This is a genomic window from Pseudomonas sp. NPDC089428 (assembly GCF_044749325.1).
Lineage (GTDB): Bacteria > Pseudomonadota > Gammaproteobacteria > Pseudomonadales > Pseudomonadaceae > Aquipseudomonas.
On the sequence record NZ_JBIVHT010000015.1, the window covers coordinates 78,721 to 104,165 of the forward strand.

The 25,445-nt window shown below is 60.6% G+C and carries 24 protein-coding genes; 12 read left to right on the forward strand and 12 right to left on the reverse strand.

Features of this window, described 5'->3' with window-relative positions:
• Positions 1-19: 19 nt before the first annotated feature.
• The 6 genes from ACIPZ5_RS22595 to ACIPZ5_RS22620 form a co-directional block, all read right to left on the reverse strand.
• The gene (locus tag ACIPZ5_RS22595; protein WP_400810748.1) at positions 20-1,678 is read right to left on the reverse strand and encodes an ATP-dependent DNA ligase; all 1,659 of its coding nucleotides are present in this window, start codon (positions 1,676-1,678) and stop codon (positions 20-22) included.
• Positions 1,675-2,691, reverse strand: a complete 1,017-nt coding sequence (locus ACIPZ5_RS22600) for a ligase-associated DNA damage response exonuclease (protein WP_400810749.1) — start codon at positions 2,689-2,691, stop codon at positions 1,675-1,677. The genes ACIPZ5_RS22595 and ACIPZ5_RS22600 overlap by 4 nt, the downstream gene beginning before the upstream one ends.
• Before the next feature lie 245 nt (positions 2,692-2,936).
• Positions 2,937-5,378 (reverse strand): penicillin acylase family protein, encoded by a 2,442-nt coding sequence (locus ACIPZ5_RS22605; protein WP_400810751.1) that lies wholly within the window; start codon positions 5,376-5,378, stop codon positions 2,937-2,939.
• 320 nt (positions 5,379-5,698) lie between these two features.
• Positions 5,699-5,902 carry an SEC-C metal-binding domain-containing protein gene (locus tag ACIPZ5_RS22610; RefSeq protein WP_343600181.1) on the reverse strand — a complete coding sequence of 68 codons (204 nt, stop codon included), beginning with the start codon at positions 5,900-5,902 and terminating at the stop codon, positions 5,699-5,701.
• Between the two features lie 7 nt (positions 5,903-5,909).
• Positions 5,910-6,386, reverse strand: coding sequence for an LEA type 2 family protein (locus ACIPZ5_RS22615; protein WP_343600179.1), 477 nt, complete (start codon positions 6,384-6,386; stop codon positions 5,910-5,912).
• Between the two features lie 2 nt (positions 6,387-6,388).
• Positions 6,389-6,865 (reverse strand): YchJ family protein, encoded by a 477-nt coding sequence (locus tag ACIPZ5_RS22620; protein ID WP_343600177.1) that lies wholly within the window; start codon positions 6,863-6,865, stop codon positions 6,389-6,391.
• 520 nt (positions 6,866-7,385) lie between these two features.
• On the opposite strand from ACIPZ5_RS22620, the gene ACIPZ5_RS22625 reads away from it, so the two are divergent.
• Genes ACIPZ5_RS22625 through ACIPZ5_RS22635 form a run of 3 tightly spaced genes read left to right on the forward strand, consistent with a single transcriptional unit; the run spans position 7,386 to position 9,526 of the window.
• Positions 7,386-8,381: a restriction endonuclease gene (locus ACIPZ5_RS22625; RefSeq protein ID WP_400810754.1), complete on the forward strand. Its 996-nt coding sequence runs from the start codon at positions 7,386-7,388 to the stop codon at positions 8,379-8,381.
• Entirely contained in the window at positions 8,368-9,093 is a 726-nt protein-coding gene (locus tag ACIPZ5_RS22630; RefSeq protein ID WP_400810756.1) for a sensor histidine kinase, read from the forward strand. Before ACIPZ5_RS22625 ends, ACIPZ5_RS22630 begins: the two co-directional genes overlap by 14 nt.
• Before the next feature lies 1 nt (position 9,094).
• Positions 9,095-9,526, forward strand: a complete 432-nt coding sequence (locus ACIPZ5_RS22635) for a response regulator (protein WP_400810757.1) — start codon at positions 9,095-9,097, stop codon at positions 9,524-9,526.
• 145 nt (positions 9,527-9,671) lie between these two features.
• Here the strand turns inward: ACIPZ5_RS22635 and ACIPZ5_RS22640 are convergent, their stop codons facing one another.
• The 3 genes from ACIPZ5_RS22640 to ACIPZ5_RS22650 all read right to left on the reverse strand — a co-directional run bounded on the left by ACIPZ5_RS22640 (position 9,672) and on the right by ACIPZ5_RS22650 (position 11,480).
• Positions 9,672-10,220, reverse strand: a complete 549-nt coding sequence (locus ACIPZ5_RS22640; RefSeq protein WP_400810759.1) for a recombinase family protein — start codon at positions 10,218-10,220, stop codon at positions 9,672-9,674.
• Between the two features lie 166 nt (positions 10,221-10,386).
• Positions 10,387-10,596: a hypothetical protein gene (locus ACIPZ5_RS22645; RefSeq protein ID WP_400810760.1), complete on the reverse strand. Its 210-nt coding sequence runs from the start codon at positions 10,594-10,596 to the stop codon at positions 10,387-10,389.
• Positions 10,597-10,925: 329 nt separating this feature from the next.
• Positions 10,926-11,480: a Rha family transcriptional regulator gene (locus ACIPZ5_RS22650; RefSeq protein ID WP_400810761.1), complete on the reverse strand. Its 555-nt coding sequence runs from the start codon at positions 11,478-11,480 to the stop codon at positions 10,926-10,928.
• Positions 11,481-12,033: 553 nt separating this feature from the next.
• Between ACIPZ5_RS22650 and ACIPZ5_RS22655 the strand changes: the two genes are divergently transcribed.
• The gene (locus ACIPZ5_RS22655; RefSeq protein ID WP_400810763.1) at positions 12,034-12,789 is read left to right on the forward strand and encodes a hypothetical protein; all 756 of its coding nucleotides are present in this window, start codon (positions 12,034-12,036) and stop codon (positions 12,787-12,789) included.
• Between the two features lie 350 nt (positions 12,790-13,139).
• Here ACIPZ5_RS22655 and ACIPZ5_RS22660 read toward each other — a convergent pair whose 3' ends face one another.
• Together ACIPZ5_RS22660 and ACIPZ5_RS22665 are read right to left on the reverse strand one after the other, a co-directional pair.
• Positions 13,140-14,447: a tyrosine-type recombinase/integrase gene (locus ACIPZ5_RS22660; RefSeq protein WP_400810764.1), complete on the reverse strand. Its 1,308-nt coding sequence runs from the start codon at positions 14,445-14,447 to the stop codon at positions 13,140-13,142.
• A 216-nt stretch (positions 14,448-14,663) separates the two neighbouring features.
• Positions 14,664-15,158 (reverse strand): DUF6231 family protein, encoded by a 495-nt coding sequence (locus ACIPZ5_RS22665; RefSeq protein WP_400810766.1) that lies wholly within the window; start codon positions 15,156-15,158, stop codon positions 14,664-14,666.
• 160 nt (positions 15,159-15,318) lie between these two features.
• On the opposite strand from ACIPZ5_RS22665, the gene ACIPZ5_RS22670 reads away from it, so the two are divergent.
• From ACIPZ5_RS22670 to ACIPZ5_RS22685, 4 genes are all read left to right on the forward strand, one after another.
• Positions 15,319-16,008 (forward strand): OmpA family protein, encoded by a 690-nt coding sequence (locus tag ACIPZ5_RS22670; RefSeq protein ID WP_313713507.1) that lies wholly within the window; start codon positions 15,319-15,321, stop codon positions 16,006-16,008.
• An 88-nt stretch (positions 16,009-16,096) separates the two neighbouring features.
• Complete coding sequence (locus ACIPZ5_RS22675) at positions 16,097-16,810, forward strand: OmpA family protein (protein ID WP_400810768.1); 714 nt, start codon at positions 16,097-16,099, stop codon at positions 16,808-16,810.
• Between the two features lie 101 nt (positions 16,811-16,911).
• Entirely contained in the window at positions 16,912-17,187 is a 276-nt protein-coding gene (locus ACIPZ5_RS22680; protein ID WP_079226805.1) for a DUF1145 domain-containing protein, read from the forward strand.
• A complete protein-coding gene (locus tag ACIPZ5_RS22685; RefSeq protein WP_343600169.1) occupies positions 17,180-17,938 on the forward strand; it encodes a collagen-like protein in 759 nt (252 codons plus the stop codon). The genes ACIPZ5_RS22680 and ACIPZ5_RS22685 overlap by 8 nt, the downstream gene beginning before the upstream one ends.
• A 94-nt stretch (positions 17,939-18,032) precedes the next feature.
• Here the strand turns inward: ACIPZ5_RS22685 and ACIPZ5_RS22690 are convergent, their stop codons facing one another.
• A complete protein-coding gene (locus tag ACIPZ5_RS22690) occupies positions 18,033-18,497 on the reverse strand; it encodes a CopD family protein (RefSeq protein ID WP_400810769.1) in 465 nt (154 codons plus the stop codon).
• Between the two features lie 98 nt (positions 18,498-18,595).
• On the opposite strand from ACIPZ5_RS22690, the gene dinG reads away from it, so the two are divergent.
• The 4 genes from dinG (at position 18,596) to ACIPZ5_RS22710 (ending at position 25,426) form a co-directional block, all read left to right on the forward strand.
• Positions 18,596-20,740, forward strand: a complete 2,145-nt coding sequence (gene dinG / locus ACIPZ5_RS22695; protein WP_261941298.1) for an ATP-dependent DNA helicase DinG — start codon at positions 18,596-18,598, stop codon at positions 20,738-20,740.
• 81 nt (positions 20,741-20,821) lie between these two features.
• Entirely contained in the window at positions 20,822-23,059 is a 2,238-nt protein-coding gene (locus ACIPZ5_RS22700; protein ID WP_400810771.1) for a beta-galactosidase, read from the forward strand.
• A 144-nt stretch (positions 23,060-23,203) separates the two neighbouring features.
• On the forward strand, positions 23,204-24,349 hold the full coding sequence (locus ACIPZ5_RS22705) for a serine hydrolase domain-containing protein (protein WP_261941296.1): 1,146 nt from the start codon (positions 23,204-23,206) through the stop codon (positions 24,347-24,349).
• A 99-nt stretch (positions 24,350-24,448) separates the two neighbouring features.
• Positions 24,449-25,426: an OmpA family protein gene (locus tag ACIPZ5_RS22710; RefSeq protein WP_261941295.1), complete on the forward strand. Its 978-nt coding sequence runs from the start codon at positions 24,449-24,451 to the stop codon at positions 25,424-25,426.
• The last annotated feature ends 19 nt before the right edge of the window (positions 25,427-25,445 follow it).

Genomic DNA, 25,445 nt, shown 5'->3' on the forward strand with positions numbered 1-25,445 from the left:
CTCACCGTGTTGCCTTCTTTCAGACCAGCAATGCCTGCAGGCTTGCCAGGTCATCGGCTTCGTCGACCGGCTTGTCCAGGCGCCAGCGCAACATCCGCGGAAACCTGACGGCGATACCACTCTTGTGGCGCTTGGACAGTGCTATGCCCTCGAAGCCGAGCTCGAACACCAAGGTCGGCGTGACGCTGCGCACTGGCCCGAAGGTTTCCACCGTGGTCTTGCGGATGATCGCATCCACCTTGCGCATCTCTTCGTCGCTGAGCCCCGAATATGCCTTGGCGAAGGGTACCAGCGTGCGCTCGGGCGTGCCGGGTGGCGCGTTCCACACCGCGAAGGTGTAGTCGCTGTAGAGGCTGGCACGGCGGCCATGACCGCGCTGGGCGTAGACCAGTACAGCATCGACGCTGAAGGGGTCGATCTTCCACTTCCACCACAGGCCCATGTCCTTGGTTCGGCCCACGCCATACAGCGAATCACGCTGCTTGAGCATCAACCCCTCCACGCCAAGGTTGCGCGACTGTTCGCGTTGCCTGGCCAGGTCGTTCCAGTCATTGCCCTCGAGCAGCGGTGAAAGCAACAGCGGGGCCAGGGGATACTCGGCCACCAGGTGCTGCAATTGCTGGCGCCGTTCATGTTGCGGGCGGTTGCGCCAGTCCTCGCCTTGCCATTCCAGCACGTCGTAGGCTTGCAGCACCACCGGAGCGTCGGCCAGCAGCTTCTTGCTCAGGGTCTTGCGGCCAATGCGTTGTTGCAGCACGGCGAACGGCTGTACAGCCGGTATGCTGGCATCGGCGCCTGGCTTCCAGACCAGGATCTCGCCGTCGAGCACCGTGCCGTCCGGCAAGCTTTCGGCCAGGCCATGCAGCTCGGGAAAACGCTCGGTGACCAACTCTTCGCCCCGCGACCAGACCCACAGCTGGCCTTCGCGCTTGACGACTTGCGCGCGGATGCCATCCCACTTCCATTCGATCTGCCACGCAGCGGGCGGGCCGAGCAGAGCTTCGAACTGCTCTACCGGGGCCTGCAGGGCGTGAGCCAGGAAGAAGGGGTAAGGCTGGCCTCCACGCTGGCTATGTTCATCAGCGGATTCTTCGGCGACCAGCTTGTGGTAACTGGCGGCCGTTGGGCGATGGCCGATATCGGTATAGCCGACCAGCCGCTGGGCCACGCGTTTGGCATCCAGGCCGGCCAGTTGCGCCAGGGCGCGGGTGACCAGCAGCTTGGACACGCCGACGCGAAAGCTACCGGTGATCAGCTTCAGGCACAGCATCAGACTGGGGCGGTCCAGTTGTGCCCACAGAGGCGGCAGGCGCTGCTGGACTTCTTCAGCAGGCAGGCCACGCAAGGGCAGCAGGTGCGCTTCGACCCAGTATGCCAGGCCGTCGTCACTGGCATGGGCGGCTTGCGGCAACAACAGCGAGATGGTCTCGGCCAGATCACCCACGGCCTGGTAGCTCTCTTCGAACAACCATTCGGGCAACCCCGCCAAGGTCGTGGCCAGCTCGCGCAGCATGCGCGTGGGCACCAGTTGGCGCGGGCGCCCGCCAGCGAGGAAGTACACGGCCCAGGCGGCATCTTCGGCGGGCGCTGCAGCAAAATAGTCGCGCAGGGCTTCGAGCTTGGCATTGCTGGAGGTGGTGGCATCCAGGCGCAGGTACAGTTCGGCGAAGGCTTTCATGCCGCAGGCTCCGTGACCGTGGTGTCATCTTCTTCGCCGTATTCGGTGACGAAGGCGCGCGCGTCCAGGCCTTGTTCGTTGAGGTAGCGCACCAGCACATGCACTGAGCCGTGGGTAACCATGACCCGCTCGGCACCGGTCTGGCCGATGGCCCACAGCAGCCCCGGCCAGTCGGCATGGTCGGACAACACGAAGCCACGATCCACACCGCGCCGTCGTCGGGTACCGCGCAGCAGCATCCAGCCGCTGGCAAAGGCATCGCTGTACTCGCCGAAGCGGCGCATCCAGCTGCTACCTGCGGCAGAGGGTGGTGCCAGGATCAATGCCTGACGCATCAGCGGGTCGTTGCGGGGGATATCACCGGCATAGCGGGTAACCGGCAGCTGCACACCCGCTTCGCGGTACACCCGGTTCAGCGGCTCGACAGCACCATGCACGAGGATCGGCCCGATCTCCGGGGCCAGGCCATGGAGAATTCTCTGGGCCTTGCCGAAGGCATAGCAGAACAGCACGCTGGCCTTGCCTTGCTCGCGGTTGCTCCGCCACCAGGCATTGATCCCGGCGAAGATGGTCGCCTGGCTGGGCCAGCGGTAGATGGGCAGGCCGAACGTGGACTCGGTGATAAAGGTATGGCAGCGCACCGGCTCGAAGGCGGCGCAGGTCCCGTCCGGCTCGACCTTGTAATCACCCGAGGCGACCCAGACTTCGCCCTGATACTCGAGACGCACCTGTGCCGAACCCAGCACATGGCCGGCCGGGTGCAGGCTAAGGGTGACGCCGTGGTGCCGGATTTGCTCGCCGTAGGCCAGGGTCTGCAGGTCGATATCCTGGCCCAGTCGGCTGCGCAGGATGCCCGCGCCAGGGGCGGCGGTCAGGTAGTGGCGGTTGCCGCTGCGCGCATGGTCACCATGACCGTGGGTGATCACGGCGCGGTTGACCGGGCGCCAGGGGTCTATGTAGAAGTCGCCGGGTGGGCAGTACAGGCCTTCGGGGCGGGCGATGACGAGGTCCATGGCTTCTGTGCGCTGGTTTGGGGTTACCAGTTAGGAACCGTGGGCGTGGGTGGAAGTTCGGATGGAGTTGGGGCTGGCAGGTGCTTGGCATGAATTGGTGTCAGGGCTGCCAGGTGCTCGCCACAAAGCTTTCAGGGCCTGTGAGATCGAGCGCCGCGCGGGCGGCGCTCGATCTCACAGGCGCTGAAAATCTAGCGGCGAGCCCCTGGTGGCCCTGAATCACCTTTCAATTTTTCCGAAATCCCTTACCGCCCCGGAACCAGCGTCAACCGCTGGCTGCCATATGCCCGCCCGAAGTTCTGCGGCTGCAGCGGCAGGCTCATGAACCGCCCCTTGAACCAGGCATCCAGCCCGTCGCTGTAATGCGAACTGGCCGGGTTGCCCGACTGGCCATTGCTGGTCAGTACCTGCAGCGGCTCGACCTGGCCGAAGTCGACGATCATCCGCGCCGAGGCCGGCAGGCGGGTGTCGAAATCGCTGCCCCAGGCGTAAGGCGTCAGGGCGAGGGTGGTGAAGTCGCCACCGGCGGCCATTGGCGAGCGGTTCAGCGCATCGCCCAGCCCGTGGTAGGCAGGGGCAGGCCAGCGGTACTGGTGCAACTTGCCCCACTGCCAGGCACGGCGCTCGCTGCCCAGTTGCACGGTGCCGGCATCCACGGCCGCGGCCAGGCTGCGGGCGAGGATGGCAGGTTTGTCTTCTTTTTGCGGGGTGTTGCGATCGTCCCAGAACGGGCTGTCGTCGCGGCCCAGCAGGTGGTCGGCCTGGGCCGAGTACGACAGGCGGGCATTGCTGACGAAGGCCTGCCAGGCCGGGCTCGATTCCGGGCCTAGGTCGTCGAGGAAGGTCTGCCGGGTCACTTCCTGGAGGAACAGCTCGTACAGCGCGGCATCTGCCGATACCGGGCTCAGGCGGCCATCGAAGGCCTTCAGCCGGGCAAGTGCGTCGCGCGCCTTGTCGCGCTGGGGCGCAGGCAGAGCGTCGATGGCCTGCTTGAGCGGCTGGGCCATGCCCGGAGCATCGAACATCTGCTTGAGCTTGTCAGCCAGCAGCGTCACCTGGTCGTTCTGCAACGCCATCAGGCTGCGGCTGTCGTGGCGGCCGTTGCCAGCCAGCTGGCCCAGGCGCTCGGCGCGCTCAGGGTAGTACCAGGTGCTGGACAGCTGCATGCCATAGCCACGCGGCAGGCTGCGCTGGTTGGCGTGGGCGATCCAGCCGGCCGGTGGGTCCTGGTCATAGGGGTGCAGCATCGGGTCGGCATAACCGTCCCAGTCATAGCGACCGTCCCAGCCAGGCGACGGCAGCAGGCCCTGGCCTTCACGGCGGTTCGGGTAGCGGCCGCTGACTTGCCAGCCGATGTGTTCGGGTTCGGCGAAGACGAAGTTCAGCGCAGCAGTGGCGACTTCACGGGTACTCTCGAAGGCGCGTTCTATGTTCTGCGCGCGGGTCAGGTCGAACAGCGCATCGAGGCTACGGTCGCCCTTGAGTTGCGGCAGGCTCAGGGCCAGGCCGAGGCTGGCGTTGCCCGCCTGGGGCAGCAGGGTGCCGTGGCGGGTGTCGTACATCACCTCGCGCTGTGGGCGCTGGCCGCGAACAAAGAAGGTCTCGCTGCGGGCCCGGGCCGGCAGCCACTTGCCGTCGGCCAGGTAGGTCACTTGGTTGCCCGCATGACGCAGCTGCTCCAGGTACAGGTCCTGGTTGTCGGCCATCACCGCGCTGCTGCTCCAGGCGAGCTTGCCGTTGTAGCCGGCCAGCACGATCGGCAGGCCCGGCAGTGACAGGCCGGCAACCTGGTACTTGCCCGTGTGGATCTGTACCGGGCTAAGGGCCCAGGCGGCGCGGCTGTCGCTGGCCAGCAGGCTCTTGCCGCTGCGGCTACGTTGCGGGCCGAGCGCCAGGTTGGCCGAGCCGGGGCTGCCGAGCAGGTCGAGGTCGGCGAGCTTCTGGCTGGCCTCCGCCAACGCGGACAGGCCTGGCAGCTGGCTGCCCAGGTTCAGGCCCTTGAGTTTTTCCACCTCGGCGTCAGCCAAGGGTTCGTCCGGTGCGCCGGGCAGCAGCCAGGGCAGCTTGTCGTTGCCAACCTTCTGCGCCAAGGTCAGGGCGCTGAGCTCTTCCTGCAGGTTTACCGACTGGCTGAAGGCGTACAGGTTGAAGATCAGTGCCGAATCCTCAGGCTTCCAGTATTCCGGACGATAACCGCTGCTGGCCAGGTTGGCCGGCAGCTTGTCGCGGTAGCGGAACAGGTAGGCGTTGACCCCACGGGCATACACCTCGAAGAAGCGCTTCAGGCGCGGCGAGGCATCGGCGTACTGCTGCGCGGCGTTTTGCTTGAGGTTGGCAGCGCGCATCAGCCGGTCGATGTCCAGCGCTTCGCTGCCGGCCAGCTCCGCCAGGCGGCCCTGGGCGAGCAGGCGCATGGCGAGCATCTGCTCGATGCGGTCGCCTGCATGCACATAGCCGAGGGTGAACAGGGCGTCATGGAAGCTGCTGCTTTCGATCAGCGGTGCGCCCATGGTGTTGCGCCGGACCGAGACGTTCTGTGCCAGGCCTTTGAGCGGCTGCACGCCGGTGGTTGGTGGCACGCTGTCCTGATAGCCCCCCATCTGACAGCCGGCGAGCCCGAGCATGCCGAGCAGCGTGGCGGCGGCGCTGAGCCGCGGGCGGAAGGGAGGAAGGACGGGGGCGGCCATGACAAGGGCTCCTGCAAGGCGTGGCGGGTGTTGGGAGGCGCTAAGGTAGCATGCCGACAGGGTTTCGGCGCCTGTGAGATCGAGCGCCGCCCGCGCGGCGCATCGCGGATAAATCCGCTCCTACATTTGTTGCAACGTGCCGAACCTGTTACGCCATGGTTGCCAGCCTTGGTGCATGTCTTGAGTCGTGCAAACCGGCTGACAACCATGGCCTTTCAGGCATGGCCACGTTGCAACAAATGTAGGAGCGGATTTATCCGCGATGCGCCGCGCGGGCGGCGCTCGATCTCAAAGGCGCTACTAGGCCTGAGCCAGGCCCATCAAGCGCCGTGGCACTTCTTGAACTTTTTCTGGCTGCCACATGGGCACGGGTCGTTGCGGCCAACGTCTTTCAGGGCGTTGCGCACCGGCTCCTGGTGGCCGTGGTTGCAGTGCGGGCCGTGTACATGGCCGTGGTCATGATCATGCTGATGATCGTGACTGTGGTTGCAGTCCGGGCCATGAACATGGGGTTGCTGGGTCATTGCAGGGTTACTCCGGTATGAAATCGCCGGGGATTATCTCACCACTGCGCGACAAGTGCAGGTCCTGATGGATGATCAGCCCGGTCTCCAGCTCGCCTTGCAGGCGGTAATGCAGCGGCTGCCCGCTCTTGAGCAGCTTGGCCAAAGGCTTCAGGTGCTGCCACAGGTTGGTCCGCGCCGTGATCTTGAACGTACGCCGGGCATGCCCGCCGACACTGCGCCAGAGGCTGACGTCATCCTGCGCCAGCAGCAAGTCGTCGAGCCATACCGAATAGCTCAGGTTGCGAATGAACAGGCGGCTGTCGTTCGGGTTGTCGACGCGCAGGTGCAGGACGAACTCCTGTTGCAGCAGCCGCGCCTTCACCGTTTCGACCTTGTCCAGGTGCAGTTCCGGCACGCGCGCATCATCGCTGCCCCAACTCGCACAGCCCGCCAGCAGCGTCAGCAGGGCGCTGAGCAAAAGCAGGCGGGGGGCGGCGATCATGCTCAGTTACCGACGTAGCTGGCGCAGCATTTCTTGAATTTCTGCCCGCTGGCGCAGGGGCAGGGGTCATTGCGGCCGGCCTTGAGCGCGACGGTAGGGTCGATGAAGTACCAGCGCCGCTCGTGCTGCACGAAAGCAGAACGCTCGCGGTGCTGATGGTCGCCCTCCTGGTCATGCCAGCGCGCGGTGAAGGTCACGAAGGCGTGTTCGGGCTGGCCGCCGAGTACTTCGGCGCTTTCCACCTCCAGGCCCAACCAGGTGCTCTGGGCGCTCCACGCCGCCATGGCGGCGCGGTCCAGCCCGGCCTGCTGGGCCGGCAGGGTGGTGGCGACCAGGTAGTCGATCAGCCCCATTACATAGGCGCTGTAGCGCGAACGCATCAGCGTCTGGGCATCGGGCGCCGGGGTGCCGGCATGGTAATGCCCGCAGCAGGCGTCGAGCAGATTGCCGCTGCCACAAGGGCAAACCGAGACACTCATCATCACCACCAATACTTGCCGAAGTTTTCAGGGTTGGCCCAGAACTGATGGGGTGGAGGTGGGAGGCCAAGCATAGCGTGGTTCATAGGGGACCTCAAAGATTGCTGGTTACGCGATGGTGACAGTGTTGGTGACAAATGGCGAGTGAGGCAAGCGATGTCGGTATCCAATGCGGTTTGACTTAAGCGTAGTGTAAAGTATCTACGGTGTGCTCGGGTGTGCTTGCGATTTTTATGATAGTAGCTATTCGGGGCGAGCATATGGTCTTTGATGAGGTAGTGCTAACTGCCCCAGGAGAGGCGTTGCTCGGTCGTATCTCTATTGGGGATGTTAGGCCGCATGTCGATGTGGTTGACTATTCGCATGTGCGTTTTCTGAATTGTGTATGTGTTTACAGTGGTGAATTGCTATAAAATTTGATTGAGGTTACTTAGGTGGTGTAGGGGTTGCGAGATAGATGAGATTTCGTTTTTGTTGCCTGTAGACATGTCGCGGCAAGTTGGCTAACATTGCTTGCGTAATGTCGGATGCATATTTGTTGGTATTGGTCAGGGTTGCTCGGCGGTTATCACTGGGGGTGTGTGCGGTGTCGGCTCTATCTATTCGTAGTTTGTCTGATCTTACTCCCACGGAGTTCGAAAATCTTACGCTTGACCTGGTTGTGCGTCTTGGCTTGAAGAACGCTGTGTGGCGGACGCCTGGGCGTGATGGTGGTCGGGACATCCAAGGTGACTCATTTGTCAGTGATTTTTCTGGGTTTGTTTCCAGATCAAGTTGGTATGTTGAGTGTAAGCGTTACGCCGATACCGTGAGTTGGCCAAATGTTTGGGAGAAGATCTCTTACGCTGACTCTAATTCCGCTGATGTTCTTTTGGTGGTCACAACGTCCACCTTGTCTCCGCAAGCTATAGATGAAGTAAATCGTTGGAATAACGCTCATAAGAATCCGAGTGTGCGATTTTGGAATCGACAAGATGTGGAAGCAAGATTGGGGCTGCACCTCGATATAAAGGTTAAGTACGGGCTTAGTCATACCCCTATTCAGGATGCAGCCCTTTCAATGATTGAGCTGTCAAAGGTTCTTTTAAAGTATTCAAACAGTATTACGGCTTGCGTGGAGTTTAGTGGTGTATTGGAGCGCCGGCTTGATGTGGTCCAAACATTGTCAGAGTTGATTAGCGCCAGGCTTGCTGAAATTGAGCAGTATGGCCGCATCTCTGTAATACCATTCAGGCCGAATTACGATGCCCCTGATTGGTTGAAGCAGGTAGAGGCTGTTCAGGGTAAAGGCTTTGATCGATATGCGTTTCGGTGTATCGCTGCTTTGATTCATTGCCACTCTTCCTCCAGCGAAGTAATCATTGCTGATGCGTCCGCGAATAAGTTGACCTTGCAGGCTGGTCCGGTTGTCGAGGAGCTTCTCCCGGATCTTAAAACTATTGCATTCTGGGGTGGGTTGAATATTGCCTCAGACTCTAATTCGATTATCATTGAGAGCCAGTATGCAGCCAATTGATCCCAGTCAAACTATTGCCTTAATCCAAAATATTACCCATCAGGCAATAAATCCGCTGAATGGTGTAATAGGGACCCTTGATAATCTGATTGATGGGACCATTGGCAAGGAACGTAGAGAGCAACGCTTGAAAAGTGCGAGAGCACAGCTTGAGTATACTGTATCTCTCATTCGAAATCTCGCCTACTTTGCCCAATACGGTGCTGATGTTGCTGTAGTGCTAAAAACATCAAATAAAATATGCGTGATTCCACAGTTACTCATTGAGGCTGCGCAATTTTTTCAAGAACAGGCAGCGTTAAGCGGAATACGATTTGAAGTTGGTGATCGTTCTCTTCATACTTGTGTTCATGGCGATCCGGAGTTGCTCCGGCAGGTCTTCATGAATATTTATGATAACTATGTAAAGTATGGTGATTCGAATGGTATCGTTGAAATAAAGCACTGGATTCAGAAAAAGACCAAGGATTTGATAGTCGAATTCTCTGGAAAGAGCACTCCATATGACTCTGATGAAGATATATTTGGTCTCGGAGTGCGAGGCAAGAAAGCAGAAGGTAAAACCTCTGCTGGGTCGGGCCTTGGTCTTCATATCTGTCGCCTCATTGTGGAACGAGTGTTCGGTGGGACGATAACCGCTAAGTATGTGAGTGATACTCGGCTGGCCGTTTTTGAAATTCGTATTCCAAATGCCTTCATGAAGGAGCGATGAGATGGAACGACATAAGATCCTTATTATGGATGATGAACCGCATCTTCTGGATTGGTTGGAAGAGTACCTCTCAAGCAAGGGGTGTGATTGCAGCTTTGCAAAAAATGTGGACGAGGCTATTGATATGCTTGGACGGCAGAGGTTTCGAGCGCTTATACTTGACCTCAACGTTCCCGCGCCAGGACAGTATTATTCTGCAATCGAAGCAAAAGGCGATTTGTACCTTACTTATAGGGGGTTGTTCGTGGCGGAGCACGCGCGGGGAATTTCTTATAGGGGGCGGCAGGTAATTCTCTATTCCGTCCATGATATCGATGAGGTTCGCTTACAAGCTGAGCGCCTGGGTGTGACCTATGTAACCAAGGGTCGCCCTCGAATTTTTAAGCAAGAGATCGATGCAGTGCTTTCGTACGACCCGACATTGGTCAGCTGAGTTCAAGAGATAAGAGTCGCCCGAAGTTGCTTACAGATATGGACGGGGCGAACACGAATTGCAGCGGATGGAGGTTGCATATAGAGGCCATCCGCTGAACTATCATGGTTTGTGCATTCTTGCGTGAGTTGAATCCTATGAGCTCTTAGGATGACTGGTCTCTCATAGCTCGTTGGACACTGCTTAAGCTAACACCAAGCATTAGAGCAGTTTGTCGGAAACTGTATCCCTCGGAGATAGCTGCTCTGATTGCTTTACCGTCTACGATTTTTTTCCGACCTCTGTAGACCCCCGCAGCCTTCGCTTTAGCTATCCCCTCTGCCTGTCTCTCCCGGATCATGCTGCGTTCAAATTGAGCCACAGCGCCCATCATGCTTAGCATCAGATCCTGTGTGTGGTTCTTCTCGCTGGTGAAGATCAGTCCTTCTTTGTGGAAGTGGAGTTGTACGCCGCGAGCCTTAAGGCCCTCAACGAGCTCCAGCAGATCCTTCAGGCTCCGAGCAAGTCGATCAATACTGTGAACGTGGATTGTGTCACCTTGACGGATGAATCTGAGCATCTCTTGGAGCGCTGGACGTTCCGTGGTGGCCCCACTCACTTGGTCCTCGAAGACCTCATCCAGATTCACTCCGTCCAACTGGCGGGCAGTGTTCTGGTCTGCTGAGCTCACTCGCTTGTAACCGACCTGGGCCATCACCATCCTCTCCGTGTATTCAATAGGGTTTAGAGGCAGGCAGAATGTCCGTGTTCAAGGCATGAGTCAACCCTAATGAATACGAATTCGTACCGTCTTCTGTATTCACACTACTGTGGCCGTGGGGTGTACCCAAAAGAGTACATGAGCGTACCTGACTGGGCATCTATGAACGACGGAGAGACTCGATTCCTGTGGCGATTGCTTGGGCATTAGTGTCCAAGGTTTGCAGGATGCTGAGCATGTTGTCATGCACGTTGGTTGAGCCGCGTTGGGCTATCCACAGCGACAGTTCCTCAAGGCCAGCACGTATGGCAATTTGGTTAAGGTGCAGCAGCTCAAGTGTGTCAGCAGTGATGGGAATGCGGTCATCCATATACATTGTCCTGTGAGGGATCGTGCATGAGTGTACCCAATCACCACAACGATTGGGACTATAGGCGGAGGCGCCAGTGCAAGCATTCAAAACACCTGGATACCAGAGCAGGATCGGCTGGCCACCAAGGGCAGACCACGGATACTCCGGCAGTAGCCCGCTGAGTACCCGGTCCTTATTACGCGCATGAGTGGTCATTGCTCGCCAGGATTGAGTGGCGAGGGCCGGGCCACGGGGGACTCTTGGCTGGCAGAGTTAGTGGGATGGGGTCTCAGAAATTCTTCTTGAATTTTCGTCAGGTCCCCTCAGAAGTACTCGGACCAAGATCCTTAGCCGCCATCGGCAATGAACTTCCAACCACCCTCCTTGAGGGTCTTGCTTCGCTGTCGGTCAGCTTGACGCTTGTAGCGCTCAGCTTCCTTTTCGGCCTCGGTCAGTATCCGTGGATGCCGCCGTCTCATTTTCGCAAAAGCATCCGCTCGGATGTCCTTTTCGCGATCCACGAGCTCGACCACAGCCGCCTGTACGGACACACGGGCGAACCCGGAGCCTTCTAACTCCAGCCACCGGCGATTCACCAGGAGGCGCAGCGAGGCGTTGTAGCCGGTCAGGACAGTGAAGGTCAGTTCCTTGTCGAGAATGATCAAAGGCTGTGACTTACCCTGCGCATCGCGGTAGCTCGTCTCGGCGTACTGGGGTCGGTCCAGAAGAGGACCCACCTCACTCAGCATCTTTCGGATTCCACGCAATACGTGCTTGTGGTTCTTTCCGGTCGCCTCTGCGATCTCCAGCGAGGTCATGCCGGGTAGCCCATTGATGGTCGTCGGGTGGAAATCGCCGGAAGAGTTGAGCGTCTGGATGGTGGTTTCGATGTTGATATTCATAATTGTCTGTTTTTCTTTTGGTAGTGCCCTCCAGGTCGCACCCACAGCCGGACATCCAGACCCCAGACGAGGGACCCGGTGTGGCATGGAAGGCACTATCAGAAGAACTGGATGGTTGAGAGAGCCCAGCGACGGGCGAAGTTTATTACAACGGAGAAGGGGAACGACAAGGCCTTGGGGAGAGATTCTTAGGATCCCCCTTCCCCTAATAGTGAGGGTTTCTGGAGTCCGCTTGCTTTGGCTTATCAGTGGGTTTTATCGGCTTCAACATCCTCGTACATGGTCTTGAAGGTTTTTGTCAGTGAATAATCTCGCAGCCTCCTCTTTAAACCCGTCGTTGAGCCAGGTCAAACGCTACCTGGTCAATCAGCGTCATAACCCGCTATTAGTTTATGGCTGCCAATGTTTGGTTGACCGTGCTGTAATATGACAATAAGATTCGTTGCATTCGCTCGGGTAATGAAATGCCGCTGCAACGTTAACGTAAAGCAATGAAAAGCCCTGGCCTAATGATAGTCATCATTGGAGCTTTACTGTGCCTTCCATGCGATTCATGACGTATCTCTTCCACGGCGAATGGGTGTCTGTTCTTGCGGGTCATCCAGAGTTTGAAGTGCTTTTCACTGTCGAACATATTGCAAGATTAGGATTTGTCGAGAACCCATCCTCTGCTCGTGCTTTAGTGATGGAGGAGGTCGAAGGGTACGGCTTCATGCAGCTTAATGACATCGTTGCGCCCATCGCAGGCTCGGTCATATGCGACTCTCCTAAGCTTAATTGCTATGGTGGCGTGTGGTTGGCCTCTGCGGCAGAAACATACAGGGTGCTTCTGCGCGCGGGGTCCCCATCGGCACTATCTTTCCGAAATTTAGTGGCCCGAAATATACTTCCTGATGTACGGGGGATGGCGCAAGCAGATGATTCTCACGCGGTGACTACTTCGGTTGGCTCCGAGAATGCGCGCATGGCATTAACCATAAAGATTCTTGAGCGTGAACTTGCTGCAGAAAGAAGGCATGCTGAGCAGTTAAAGAAGAGGCTGAAGCAAGAGCATGAATTTTTGAGAATGGCTTGTGAAGAAGTCGAGCTCCTGCGTAGAGGAGTACCGTACTTTGAGAAACGACCTGACCCTGAGGGGCCTTTAGAGCGTATGCAGTGGGAGCAAGACCAGCAAGCCCTCCCGTGGCTTAGACCTTTTATGCAGACGGAGGTCTCACTCTGCCGAGTGGATACGGAGGAGAAATGGTGGCGATCCCCAAGGGCGCGAGAGAAGCGTGAGGCGTTTGCCACGATACTCCGAAAAACGTGATTGAAGCATTTTGCTGTGAAAGTCATGGCAACCCTTCGATAAAGCTAAAGCAAGCTGCATGTCGGTCGTCTTGTAGATCTTGCTCGTAAGCCTGTAGGAGGATTCCTCCATCAAGCTACACCTAAGCCGTGAGCGAGCACGGCGAGCATCCTGATAGGGTATTTCCCTATTAGACTCTCCTAAGCCCAGATAGATGCCTTCACCGATGACGAGCGATTGAAGGTGCGTTCTCAGGCCGCCTCTGTGTGAGCTCTGTTCGATTCGTTAGGTGTCACGATTTACAGATTTCACATAGGGGCGTGCTTAAGAATCCGTTATAGCCAATACCTCGATGACCTTGCTCCCCTTCCTCAGAATGCATTTCCGGTACGGAATGCCTCCACGAGGGCGATGTGCAGTTTATCGACGCCGACCCTCTGTGAACCCGCGTAGAGGTCGTAGGTGATGTTCCCGGAGCTATGCCCGGTGATGCTCTGTGCGATGATATCCGGAGTTGCTGCGGCCTTTAGAAGCCCGGAGAGCGAGTGACGTAGTGAGTGAAACGACTGATCGCTGCCCGGCGCCAGGCCCAGCGGCTTTCGCACAGTGTCATTCAGAGGCTTGTTGTAGTAATGGGGTTTCGACTTGAACAACTTCCCAGGCTCTGATGCGACCCATGTAAGGAATGTCTTGAGGTTAAACCCGTAGGCGCCATCGACCAACGGTACCATTCGGATCGAGAAGTCATTTTTGAGCGTCTTTCCTTGCTCATCCTTGTTGATGTCAATAACTGTGATACCTCCTTCCACTCCCTTTACGTCAGCTTGGGTGAGTTGATATAGCTCACCAATACGGGCGCCAGTGAGCACGCCGAGAGATAGCGCCCAGCGCTTCCAATCGCTCGGAGGGAGAGCGTTCGCATGTTCCATGATGGTTGCCACCTCGTCACGGGTGAATGGCCTACGCTCGCTTTCAGCGCCTCGTTCGATCTTCAAGCCTTTATCGAATGAGCGTTCAATGAATCCGTTATTGACCGCCCAGTCCATGACTGTGGATAGCTGTGTGAGTAGCTTGTTCACGGTCAGCGCCTTACGGCCAACCGCGACCTTATCCTTGAGTGCCACCATGTCCGCCCGCGTATGCCTGCGGATGTCGAGGCGACCTAACAGCTTTGTCAGGGTTCGACAGTTGGAGTCAATGCCGTGGAGCGTCGAGTCCTTAACGTTTCCTTGGCGTTCTTTGAGGAACATCGCAGCGAGATCCGCGAAAGTTAGGGGAGTGTATTCGTCAAGGAGGTCACCGGTAGAGGCGGGGGGAGAGCTTACAGACAGGGACGCATCCTCAGCCTCGTCCGGTTTATCCAAGCATTCGATGGTGTCGATCAGAGGCCGTGGGTTGCCCCTTAAGCGCGCCTGAGCGCCTTTTACTATCTCCCGGCTCACTTCCAAGGCCCTGTGTTGGTCGAAGCTTAGTGAGGCCGTAGCACTTGCCTCTGCGAGCGATTGGGCGAGGTCAGAGTAAATCTCGTCATAAACGGATAGATCGCTTTCGGAATAAGCCTGCATCAGCAGCCCGTGGGCGATTTCTGTCAAGCGTTCCTTCAGTTCTGACCATGTGGCTTCCGGGCGGTCGAGGTGAAAGACGGCCAGAGCCCTGAGAATTTCTTGCGATAGCGTCATAGCGGAGGGGCGTTCCGTGGTGCGAAGTGAAACTGTGAGGCTGCGGGCGGAGCATCCCCGAGGTCGGACCCGGAGATAGTAGATGCCGTTACGTCGGTAATGCCAAACCGAAAGCCTTTGAGGCGGTTTGTGGTGACAGGCTGGTGACGCTTGGCCCTGCTCGGGCGTAGTTCGGGAGGTGGTCATTGGTGCTCAAGCCCTTGATGTGCATGGGGTTCACCACCAGTACTTCCCAAACATTTCAGGGTTGGCCCAGAACTTGGCGTTGAGCCAGTCCGGGACCTGCTTGTAGTCATGTAGATCATAGGTGAACAAGCTCAACACCTGCTCATCGCGGCGGAATTTCTCGCTGGCCTGCAGCGCCAAGGAGAAGAAATCGGTGTCTTGCCAGCCGCAGGCGGGCAGGTCTGCCAGCACTGCAACCCGGCTCGCGTTGAGGTTGCGGATGCCGCCCAGCAGTTGCAGGCCGGTGCGTTTGGGCAAGTGCTCCAGGCAGTCCACCAGCACCGCCAGGTCAAAGCGCTGGGCCGCCAGCGCTGCCGGCAATGGCCCCGGCTCACAGGTTTCGATGATCACCTGGGGGTGAGCCTGGGCAAAGGCATCCAGGGCCGGGAAGCGGGTGCCCACCAGCAGCAGGCGTTGCGGGGTGAAGCGCTCCAGCAGGGCGGCCAGGGCTTGTTGCGGGGTGCGCTGGGAAAAACCGTCGGTCATTGCCAATCCTCGTTCAAGTCATCCAAGACTAGCGGGCTGCTGTTCGCCGGCATAGAGGCAAGTGGCCGCGTCGTGGCTTATTGCTGGCAGGGATGGATTGCGCGGTCTTTACTGCCAGAGATCGGTCTTATGCCGATTCCCCCTAGGAGAAGCTACGAAAATGAGCATAGTACGCACAGCGTTACCCCTGGTACTGCTCACCAGTGTGTTGACTGGTTGTGCAGGTTTGCAAAAAACCGACTGGCCGAAGTGCGCTGCCGTCGGGGGCGTCGCCGGTGCCGGCCTGGGTGCCATCGAGAGTTCCAGCTGGGCGGGCTGGGGCGCGCTGCTCGGTGGTGGCCTGGCAGCAGGCTATTGCTGGGCTCACGGCGATGGCGACGAGGACGGTGATGGCGTGCCGGACAGCCGTGACAAGTGCCCCGGCACGCCGCACGGTGTGAAGGTCGATGCCAATGGCTGCCCGCCGCCGCCACCTGTCGTCGAGGAGGTGGTAGTGCAAAAAGAGGAGGTGATCGTCATCCGTGATGTGCACTTCGAATTCAACTCTTCGCGCCTGACCGCGGCCGACAAGGAACGCCTCAACAAGGTTGCCACTCGCCTGAAGCAAGAAGCTCCGAGTGCCCGCCTGACCGTGACCGGCCACACCGACAGTGTGGGTTCCGACAAGTACAACCAGAAGTTGTCCGAGCACCGTGCCCACGCGGTAACTGACTATCTGATTGATAGCGGTGTGCCTCGCGCCAGCTTCGTTTCGGTGGTAGGTGCTGGCGAAACCCAGCCGGTGGCAGACAATGCCACGGCCGAAGGCCGAGCCATGAATCGTCGTACCGAGATCAAGATCCAGCGTTGACGTCCCGGCGCCCGTGCCTTGAGAAGTGGCGCGGGCGCGTCTTTAATCCTGTTAGCCGGTTGCGGCCGATGACACAGGAGCATTCATGATGAGTGTATCGTCGAAGGCGGCGTTGCCGTTGCTGGTGGTGACCGGCCTGTTGGCAGGCTGCGCCACCCACAGTGACGGCAGTGCGCCCCTCAATCAAAGGACTTGGCCCATCTGCAGCCTGCTCGGCGGCGCGGTAGGTGGTGGCCTGGGCGCCTTCGAGAGTTCAAGCTGGGCGGCTGGCGCCGGTATCCTGGGTGCGATCGCCGGTGGCCTGATCTGCTACGCCCAGGATGGCGACGAAGATGGCGACGGTGTGTTCGACCGTCGCGACCGCTGCCCCGACACCCCCGCCAACACCACAGTTGACCACATGGGCTGCCCGCTTGCGCAGTACCCGCCGTCCCAGCCCGCACCCGAGCCCAAGCCCGAGGTGATCACCCTCGACGATCAGGGGCAGGTGATGTTTGCCTTCAATTCAGCCGACCTCACCCCGGGTAGCGAGGAGCGCCTGAAAAGCCTGTTGCCGCGCCTCAACGAACTGGGGGTTACCCGTATCAAAGTGGTGGGCCATACCGACAGCGTTGGCTCCGACAGCTATAACCAGGCGCTTTCCCAACGCCGTGCCGCCAGTGTCGCCGAGTACCTGATCAGTCAGGGCCTGGCGCCGCAGAAGGTGACCAGCGAGGGCCGTGGCGCCCATGAGCCGATCGCCGACAACGCCACCGAAGAGGGGCGTGCGCACAATCGACGGGTGGACCTGCACCTCAACTGACTGCACTGGCGTGTGCCCAGGCATGCAGGTAGTGTTGGCTGCGCGGCGCGCTTGCTCGGGCCGCGTAGACATAACAATAAATAGACATGTAGGGGCGGGGTATGAAATTCATCCTGGGCCTGGGCAAGGTCCTCACCGTGGCGTTCTGGGGCGTGGTGCTGTTCAATCTGATGATGCCGCAACCGCTGCCGTTGAATCTGCTGATCAATGCGCTTGGGATTCTTGTGCTGAGCCTGCATTTTCTTGAAGTGCTGTTTTTCAATGGCAGCCTGCGTGGCCGCAGCCATCGCTGGTTCGACCGGTTGCAGATCCTGCTGACCGGTATCTTTCATGTCATGTCCATTCCCCGTCCGCAGGAGGCGCCTCGCCATGCGTAAATTGATGTTGCTGGCGCTATTGGCTGCGCCCATGGCCCAGGCGCAGAGCCTGGAGGTTGCCTCCCATTCCATGCTGCGCCTGCCGAACAAGTCGGCCAGCGTGCACCTGGAGCAATTGCGCGTGGCGGATTCGGCGACTTTGCTGTTGCCGGCTAGCTTGACCGAACTGAAGGTCGATCATCTGCAACTGGGCCGCGATGCACGGATTGCCGTTGCACCTGCCGAAGCACCGCTGCTCATCGATGTACGCAGTGCTGTGCTGGGTGTGGGCAGCGAGATCAGCGCGCCAGGGGCGCCCGGCACCTATGAGCGGGCTGCGCGCTCTGGGCGCAGCCTGGATTTGAAGCTCGCCGCGGTCGATGCCGAGCGGCTGGCCATTGATGCCCGAGGTGGTGCCGGGGCGCCAGGTTACGTGGGCCTTGATGGCGCCAATGGCCAGGCTGGCGGTTGCACTTGGGGCCAGGCAAGCCCGGGGGCGAATGGCGATGATGGTGGCAACGGGCATGATGGTGCGCCTGGTGGGCGGATTCGCCTGAGCCTGCCGCAGGGCTTCCCGCAGGAGCGCATCGTGGTACGCCTGGATGGTGGTGCGCCGGGCAAGGCCGGAGCTGCCGGCAAGGCCGGTAAAGGCGGGGCAAGCAAGGGCTGCCTGGTGTATCGCACCGATGCCGGGGCCAATGGCCGACCGGGGCAGGAGGGGCAGCCTGGGCTGGCAGGTGCCGAGGGTGAACTGGTCCTGCAGCGCCTCTGAGGCGCATGCCTTTGGATCTGTGGTGCCTGTGAGATCGAGCGCCGCGCGGGCGGCGCACGATCTCACAGGCACTGAAAATGCCGCGTAGAACCCCTCACATCAACAGCCGTGAACTGGCCACCGCGACCACCGCGAGGCCCAGCAGCAGGTTGATCCCCACCATCCGCCGAATGCGTCCGAGCACCGCAGCGCCCGCCGGCCAGTCCTCAGCCTGCACCGCTGCCTTCAGTTCCGGCAACAGCAATGCCTGGATGCGCATGAACAGCGCGAACATGGCAATCCCGCCGCCAATCATCACATGCACATATTTGGGCGCAGTCTCGAAGCCGCTGAAGCGCATGTGCAACATGCCGATACCACTTATCGCCAGAATCGCCACGGCCAGCCAGACCCAGACGAAGAAGCGTCGGAAAACTTCCACCCACAGGCGCAGGCGGGCAGGCCCTTCAAGGGCTGCAACGGTTGCCGGGCGCAGCACCAGCCAGGCGAAGAACATGCCGCCGACCCATACCAGGGCGGCGAAGACATGCAGTGTGTAGGGCAGGGCAAAGGCAAGCATCCGGATCTCCATGCGGCACAAAGGGCAATAGCGGGGTATGATAGCCGCCCCATGTGAAACACTGAAAATATATCCAGCCCTCCGGGCGCCTGCAGACCATGATCAGCAACGAACTCAAAGCCACCATCCAGGGCGCCTACACGCGTTTTCTCGAAGCCAAGAGCCTCAAGCCGCGGTATGGCCAGCGCCTGATGATCGCCGAAGTGGCCAAGGTGCTCGGCGACATCGCCTGTGACGACGAAGGCCGCCGCGCCGGCGAACCCGCCGTGGTTGCGGTGGAGGCGGGCACCGGTACCGGCAAGACGGTCGCCTACGCGCTGGCCGCTATCCCGGCCGCCAAGGCCGCCGGCAAGCGCCTGGTGATTGCCACCGCGACCGTGGCCTTGCAGGAGCAGATCGTCATCAAGGACCTGCCGGACCTGATGCGTAACAGCGGCCTGAACTTCAGCTTCGCCCTGGCCAAGGGCCGCGGTCGTTACCTGTGCCTGTCCAAGCTCGACATCCTGCTGCAGGAGGGGCATGCACAGTCGGCCACCGCTCAGCTGTTCGAGGAAGAAGGCTTCCACATCGAGGTCGACGAGCGCAGTCAGAAGCTGTTCAACAGCATGATCGAAAAGCTCGCCGGCAACCGTTGGGACGGCGACCGCGACAGCTGGTCGGAGGCCATCGAGGACCAGGACTGGGCGCGCCTGACCACTGATCATAGCCAGTGCACCGGCCGCCACTGCCCGAACTTCCAGCAGTGCGTGTTCTACAAGGCCCGCGAAGGCATGGGCAAGGTCGATGTGATCGTCACCAACCACGACATGGTCCTGGCCGACCTGGCCCTGGGCGGTGGCGCGGTGCTGCCTGACCCGCGCGACACCCTGTACGTGTTCGACGAAGGTCACCACCTGCCAGACAAGGCCATCGGCCACTTCGCCCATTATTCGCGCCTGCGCTCCACTGCCGACTGGCTGGAGCAGACTGCCAAGAACCTCACCAAGCTGCTGGCCCAGCACCCGTTGCCGGGCGACCTGGGCAAGTACATCGAACAGGTGCCGGAGCTGGCGCGGGAAGTGCGCACCCAGCAGCAGTTCATGTTCACCCTGTGCGAGCAGGTCGCCGACTTCCGCCCGAGCGAGGACACCGAAGGCCGCGAGCGCCCGCGTTACCGCTTTGAAGGTGGGGTGGTGCCGGAGCAGATCCGCGAAGTCGGCATCGAACTGAAAAAGGGCTTCGCCCGCCTCAACGACTTGTTCACCCGTCTGGCCGACTTGCTCAAGGAAGGCATGGACGGTGAGGTCAACATCGGCATCGCCAGCCACCAGGCCGAAGAGTGGTACCCGCTGTTCGGCAGCCTGGTCACCCGTGCCCAGGGCAACTGGGAGCTGTGGACCGCGTTCACCGCCGAAGACCCGGAAGACAGCCCGCCCATGGCGCGTTGGCTGACCCTGGCGGAAAGCGGCGCGCTGTTCGACATCGAGGTCAATGCCAGCCCGATTCTTGCCGCCGAGATGCTGCGGCGCAGCCTCTGGAGTGTCGCCCATGGCGCCCTGGTAACCTCGGCCACGCTGACTGCACTGGGCAAGTTCGACCGCTTCCGCATGCGCTCGGGGTTGCCCCGCGATGCCGTCACCTGCGTGGTCCCGAGCCCGTTCGTGCACGGCGATGCCGGCCTGTTGCGGGTCCCCGACCTCAAGGCCGATCCGCGCGACGCGGCAGCGCACACCGCGGCGATCATTCGCGAACTGCCGAACATCGTCGCAGATGCCCGCGGTGCGCTGGTGCTGTTCTCTTCGCGCAAGCAGATGCAGGAAGTGTTCGACGGCCTGGATCGCGACTGGCGCAAGCTGGTGCTGATCCAGGGCAATCTGTCCAAGCAGGAAACCCTGAACAAGCACAAGGCACGGGTCGACGATGGCCAGCACAGTGTGCTGTTCGGCCTGGCCAGCTTCGCCGAGGGTGTCGACCTGCCAGGCGCCTATTGTGAACATGTGGTCATCGCCAAGATCCCCTTCGCCGTGCCCGACGACCCGGTCGAGGCGGCCCTGGCCGAATGGATCGAAGCCCGTGGCGGCAACCCGTTCATGGAAATTGCCGTGCCCGACGCCTCGCTGCGCCTGATTCAGGCCTGCGGTCGCCTGCTGCGTACCGAGCAGGATCGCGGCGTCATCACCTTGCTGGATCGGCGACTGGTCACGCAGCGCTACGGCAAGGCTATTCTCAATGCGCTGCCGCCTTTCCGGCGGGAGATTTCCTGACGGCCGGAGCACGATGCGCCGGCCCGTTGTCCATTACTCAGTCGCGGGCCCATGAGGGCCTGGAAGGAGAGCCCCAGCCTTATGTTCCGCCGCACCTTGCCCGTGGTACTTACCCTGTTGTTCAGCACGCCTTTGCTGGCCGGGCAGCAGACGCTGTTCAGCTTCGTTCGCCCGGCCTCGGTGGTCAATGTGGCGACCGAAGGTACCGGCATGCCGCAGTACAACGCGGAGCAGACGGCCGAAGGCGAGGTGCTCAGGCGGGTGGTGTTCAATCCGGTCGAACGCCCGACTCTGCGCCTGAGCCCGCAGAGCGGCGTATGGGACTGGTCGGCCGGGCAGTTCCTCACCTTGCGCATGCAAAGCGCCCAGGACTGGGCATTGACCGTCGACGTCACGGTGCTCGGCAGCGATGGGCGCACGCTGACCAGCCGTATCGACCTGCCTGCAGGGCCTGCGCAAACCGTCATGGTGCCGCTCAAGGCCAGTTCGCCGCTGAGCCAGGGCATGCGTGCCGGCCCGCCCATGCCATGGGCCTACGAAGGGCAACGGTTACTGTTGACCAGCAGTGCCGGCGAGGTTGATCTCAAGCAGGTGGTGGCCGTCAGCCTGACCATACCCAACCCGAAGGTGGCGCAGAACCTGCTGATCGAGAAGGTCGGCATCCAGGACGACGACCAGGCCTACCAGGCGGCCTACCACGAGTTGATCGATGCCTACGGCCAATCCACCCGGGGGCATTGGCCCGAGAAAATCGTCAACGACGAGCAACTTAAGGCCGCCGACAGCCGTGAACAACAGCAGCTCAAGGGCTGGTTGGCCGACCGTCAGAAGCTACAACTGGACAGCTACGGTGGCTTGCTGGCCGGGCCGGCGTTCGCAGCCAAGGGTTTTTTCCGCACCGAAAAGCGCGAAGGTCGTTGGTACCTGGTCACGCCGGAAGGCCACCCGTTCTTTTCCCTGGGCGTCAATGCCGTGGCCGCCGATGGCGGGCGCACCTACGTTGCCGGCCGCGAGGGGATGTTCAAGGCCTTGCCAGGTGAAGGCGACGCACTCACGGCCTTTTATGGTGAAGGCAATAACGACGATGGCAACGCCTCGTCGCAAGGGCGCAGTTTCAAGCAGGGGCGCTGGTTCGACTTCTATGCCGCCAACATCCAGCGCACCTACGGCAAACCTTGCCCGCCAGCCGTGGAGGGGCAAGCCACCCCCGTGTGCCCACCGCTGGCATTGGATGCCGAACGCTGGCAGGGGCACACGCTGGACCGGCTGCAGGCCTGGGGCTTCAACACCCTGGGCAACTGGAGCGATCCGGCCGTCGGCCAGGCCAAACGCATGCCCTACACCTTGCCGCTGTCGATCGTCGGTGACTATGCCAGCATCAGCACCGGCATGGACTGGTGGGGCCGCATGCCTGACCCGTTCGACCCACGGTTTGCCATGGCCACTGAACGCGCTGTGGCCATTGCCGCGCGCGACCACCGTGACGACCCGTGGCTGATCGGCTATTTCGCCGACAACGAACTGGCCTGGGCCGCGCCCGGCAATGACCCCAAGGCGCGCTATGGCCTGGCCTACGGCACCTTGCGCCTGACCACCGACGTGCCGGCCAAACGTGCCTTCCTCAAGCAGCTGCGCGACAAGTACCGCAACCAGGAGGGGTTGTCCAAGGCCTGGGGTATCGACCTGCAGGCCTGGGAGCTGATGGAAGACCCAGGCTTCGAGGCGCCGCTGCCCGACCCCGAACACCCGGAAATCGAGCGTGATTACCAATACTTCCAGCAGGTATTCGCCGAAACCTACTTCAAGACCATTTCCGATGCGCTGAAGTGGCATGCGCCCAACCACCTGCTGCTGGGCGGTCGCTACGCCGTGAGCACACCGGAAGCGGTCAAGGCCTGCGCCGAGTTCTGCGATGTGCTGAGTTTCAATTTCTATACCCTCAAGCCCGAGGATGGCTATGACTTTGCTCGTCTGGCCGAACTCGACAAGCCGGTGCTGGTGTCCGAGTTCCAGTTTGGTTCCCGCGATCGTGGGCCGTTCTGGCCGGGGCCGGTTGAGGTGGCAAGGGAAGAGGACCGTGGACCGGCCTACAGTAATTTCCTCAAGGCCGCCCTGGCACAGCCGATGATCGTGGGCGTGCATTGGTTCCAGTACCTCGACCAGCCGGCCAGTGGGCGATTGCTCGATGGTGAGAACGGCCACCTGGGCCTGGTGGCGATTACGGATGTGCCGTACCCAGGGTTCGTCGACGCAGTGCGCAAGAGCAACCTGCAGGCCGTTGGTCAGTTGAGCAGTGGGCTGGAGAAAAAGGCCCCCTGAATGTCTACCAGGGGCGCTGTGCGCCCCTGGCAAGGCTGACACTGCGGTTTCGGTACGGACCATCCGGCCTTGCCCAGTATGCAAAACTGCCAACTACTGAAACAATGCACGCCTTTGTCAGCAAGGTCGTACGGAGAACAGTGGGTGCAGATCCAGGGTCACTATGAGCTGAAGTTCGAAGCGGTGCGTGAAGCGTTTGCGGCATTGTTCGAAGATCCCCAGGAGCGTGGCGCTGCGCTGTGCATCCAGATCGGTGGCGAGACCGTGGTCGATCTGTGGGCGGGCAGTGCCGACAAGGACGGCCAGCAGGCCTGGCACAGCGATACCATCGCCAACCTGTTTTCCTGCACCAAGACCTTCACCGCCGTGACGGCGCTGCAGCTGGTGGGTGAGGGCAAACTTGCCCTGGATGCCCCGGTAGCGCGCTACTGGCCGGAGTTCGCCCAGGCCGGCAAGCAGAACATCACCTTGCGCCAGTTGCTCAGCCACCGTGCCGGCCTGCCGGCCATTCGTGAGCTGCTGCCGGCGCAAGCCCTGTATGACTGGCAAACCATGGTTGATGCCCTGGCCGCCGAAACGCCCTGGTGGACGCCCGGCACTGAACACGGCTATGCCGCCATCACCTACGGCTGGCTGATCGGCGAGCTGATCCGCCGTGTCGATGGCCGTGGCCCGGGTGAGTCGATCGTTGCCCGTACGGCACGGCCGCTGGGCCTGGACTTCCACGTCGGCCTGGCCGACGAAGAGTTCCACCGCGTGGCGCATATTGCCCGTGGCAAGGGCAACGCGGGTGATGCCGCCGCCCAGCGCCTGCTACAGGTAACCATGCGTGAACCCGAGGCGCTGTCGACGCGTGCCTTCACCAACCCACCAGCGATCCTGACCAGCACCAACAAGCCCGAATGGCGGCGCATGCAGCAGCCGGCGGCCAATGGCCACGGCAATGCGCGCAGCCTGGCAGGTTTCTACGCGGGCCTGCTCGACGGCAGCCTGCTCGAATCCGAACTGCTCGACGAACTGACCCGAGAACACAGCCTTGGCCAGGACCGTACCTTGTTGACCCAGACCCGTTTCGGCCTGGGTTGCATGCTCGACCAGCCCGACGTGGCCAACGCCACCTTCGGCCTCGGCGCGCGGGCCTTCGGCCATCCAGGGGCTGGTGGCTCGGTCGGTTTTGCCGACCCGGAGCACGACGTGGCCTTCGGTTTCGTGGTCAATACCCTTGGCCCCTACGTGCTCATGGATCCAAGAGCCCAGCAGCTGGTACGCGTGCTTGGCACTTGCCTTTGATCGGGTAAAGCGGGTATTAGGCAACCGCTTTGACTATCCTCAATGCCAACGCCTGAAGTGCGTTGGCAAAATATCTATCAATTTCATGGTGTATCGCTGATGTCTTCACATAAAACCTTAGCTCTCGCCCTGTGCCTGGCCGCTATGACCGGTTGCGCCAGCCACTCCCAGGACGCCTCCAAGGAAGGCGGTAGCAGCTGGTGGCCGTTCGGTTCGGACAAGGTAGCCGACAAGGAAGTGAAAGCGGCGGTAACCGACAAAGTCGCTAAGGCTGATGCCAAGTCCGAGAGCGCCAGCCACTGGTGGTGGCCGTTTGGCGGTGACGACCAGCAGGCCAAAGGGCCAGCGGTGCCGAAGATTGACGAAAAGGCCACCCAGGCCTGGTTGGACCAGTACGAGCCGAAGCTGCGTGAAGCGGTCAAGGACAGCAAGCTGGAGCTTGAGCGCCGCGACAACGTGCTGGTGGTAACCATCCCGGTCGACAGCTCGTACAACCCGGATCGCCCGAACATGCTGCTGCCGATGACTCTGGGCCCGATCACCCGCGTGGCCAAGGCTGTCGAAGGTGACTCGAAGACTGCCGTGCTGGTACTCGGCCATGCCGACAGCAGCGGTGTGGCCGCTGCCAACCAGAAGCTGAGCCTGGAGCGCGCCGCCTCGGTATCGGCGATCTTCCGCCTGAGTGGCCTGCAACGTGACCGCCTGTCGCTCAAGGGCATGGGCTCGGAAATGCCGCGCGCCGCCAACGACAGTGCCGAAGGCCGCGCACTGAACCGTCGTGTGGAAATGCTGCTTACGCCGCAGAACACCATGGTTGCCCTGCTGGCCAAGTACCAGCAGGCTGCCCCGGTGGCAACCCCGGCTTCGATGGTTGCCGTGCAGGATGCCAAGGCGCCTGCCGCCAAGCCTGTTGAAACCAAGAAACCGGCCGCCAAGCCTGCAGCGAAAAAAGCCGCTGCCAAACCTGCGGCGAAGGCCACCGCCAAGAAAAAAGCCGCGCCAGCCAAGCCTGCCGCCAAGAAGGCTGCTGCCACCGACAAGAAAGTAGCCGCCAACAGCCCTGCGAAGACCAACTGATCGTCAAGGAAACGCAGCC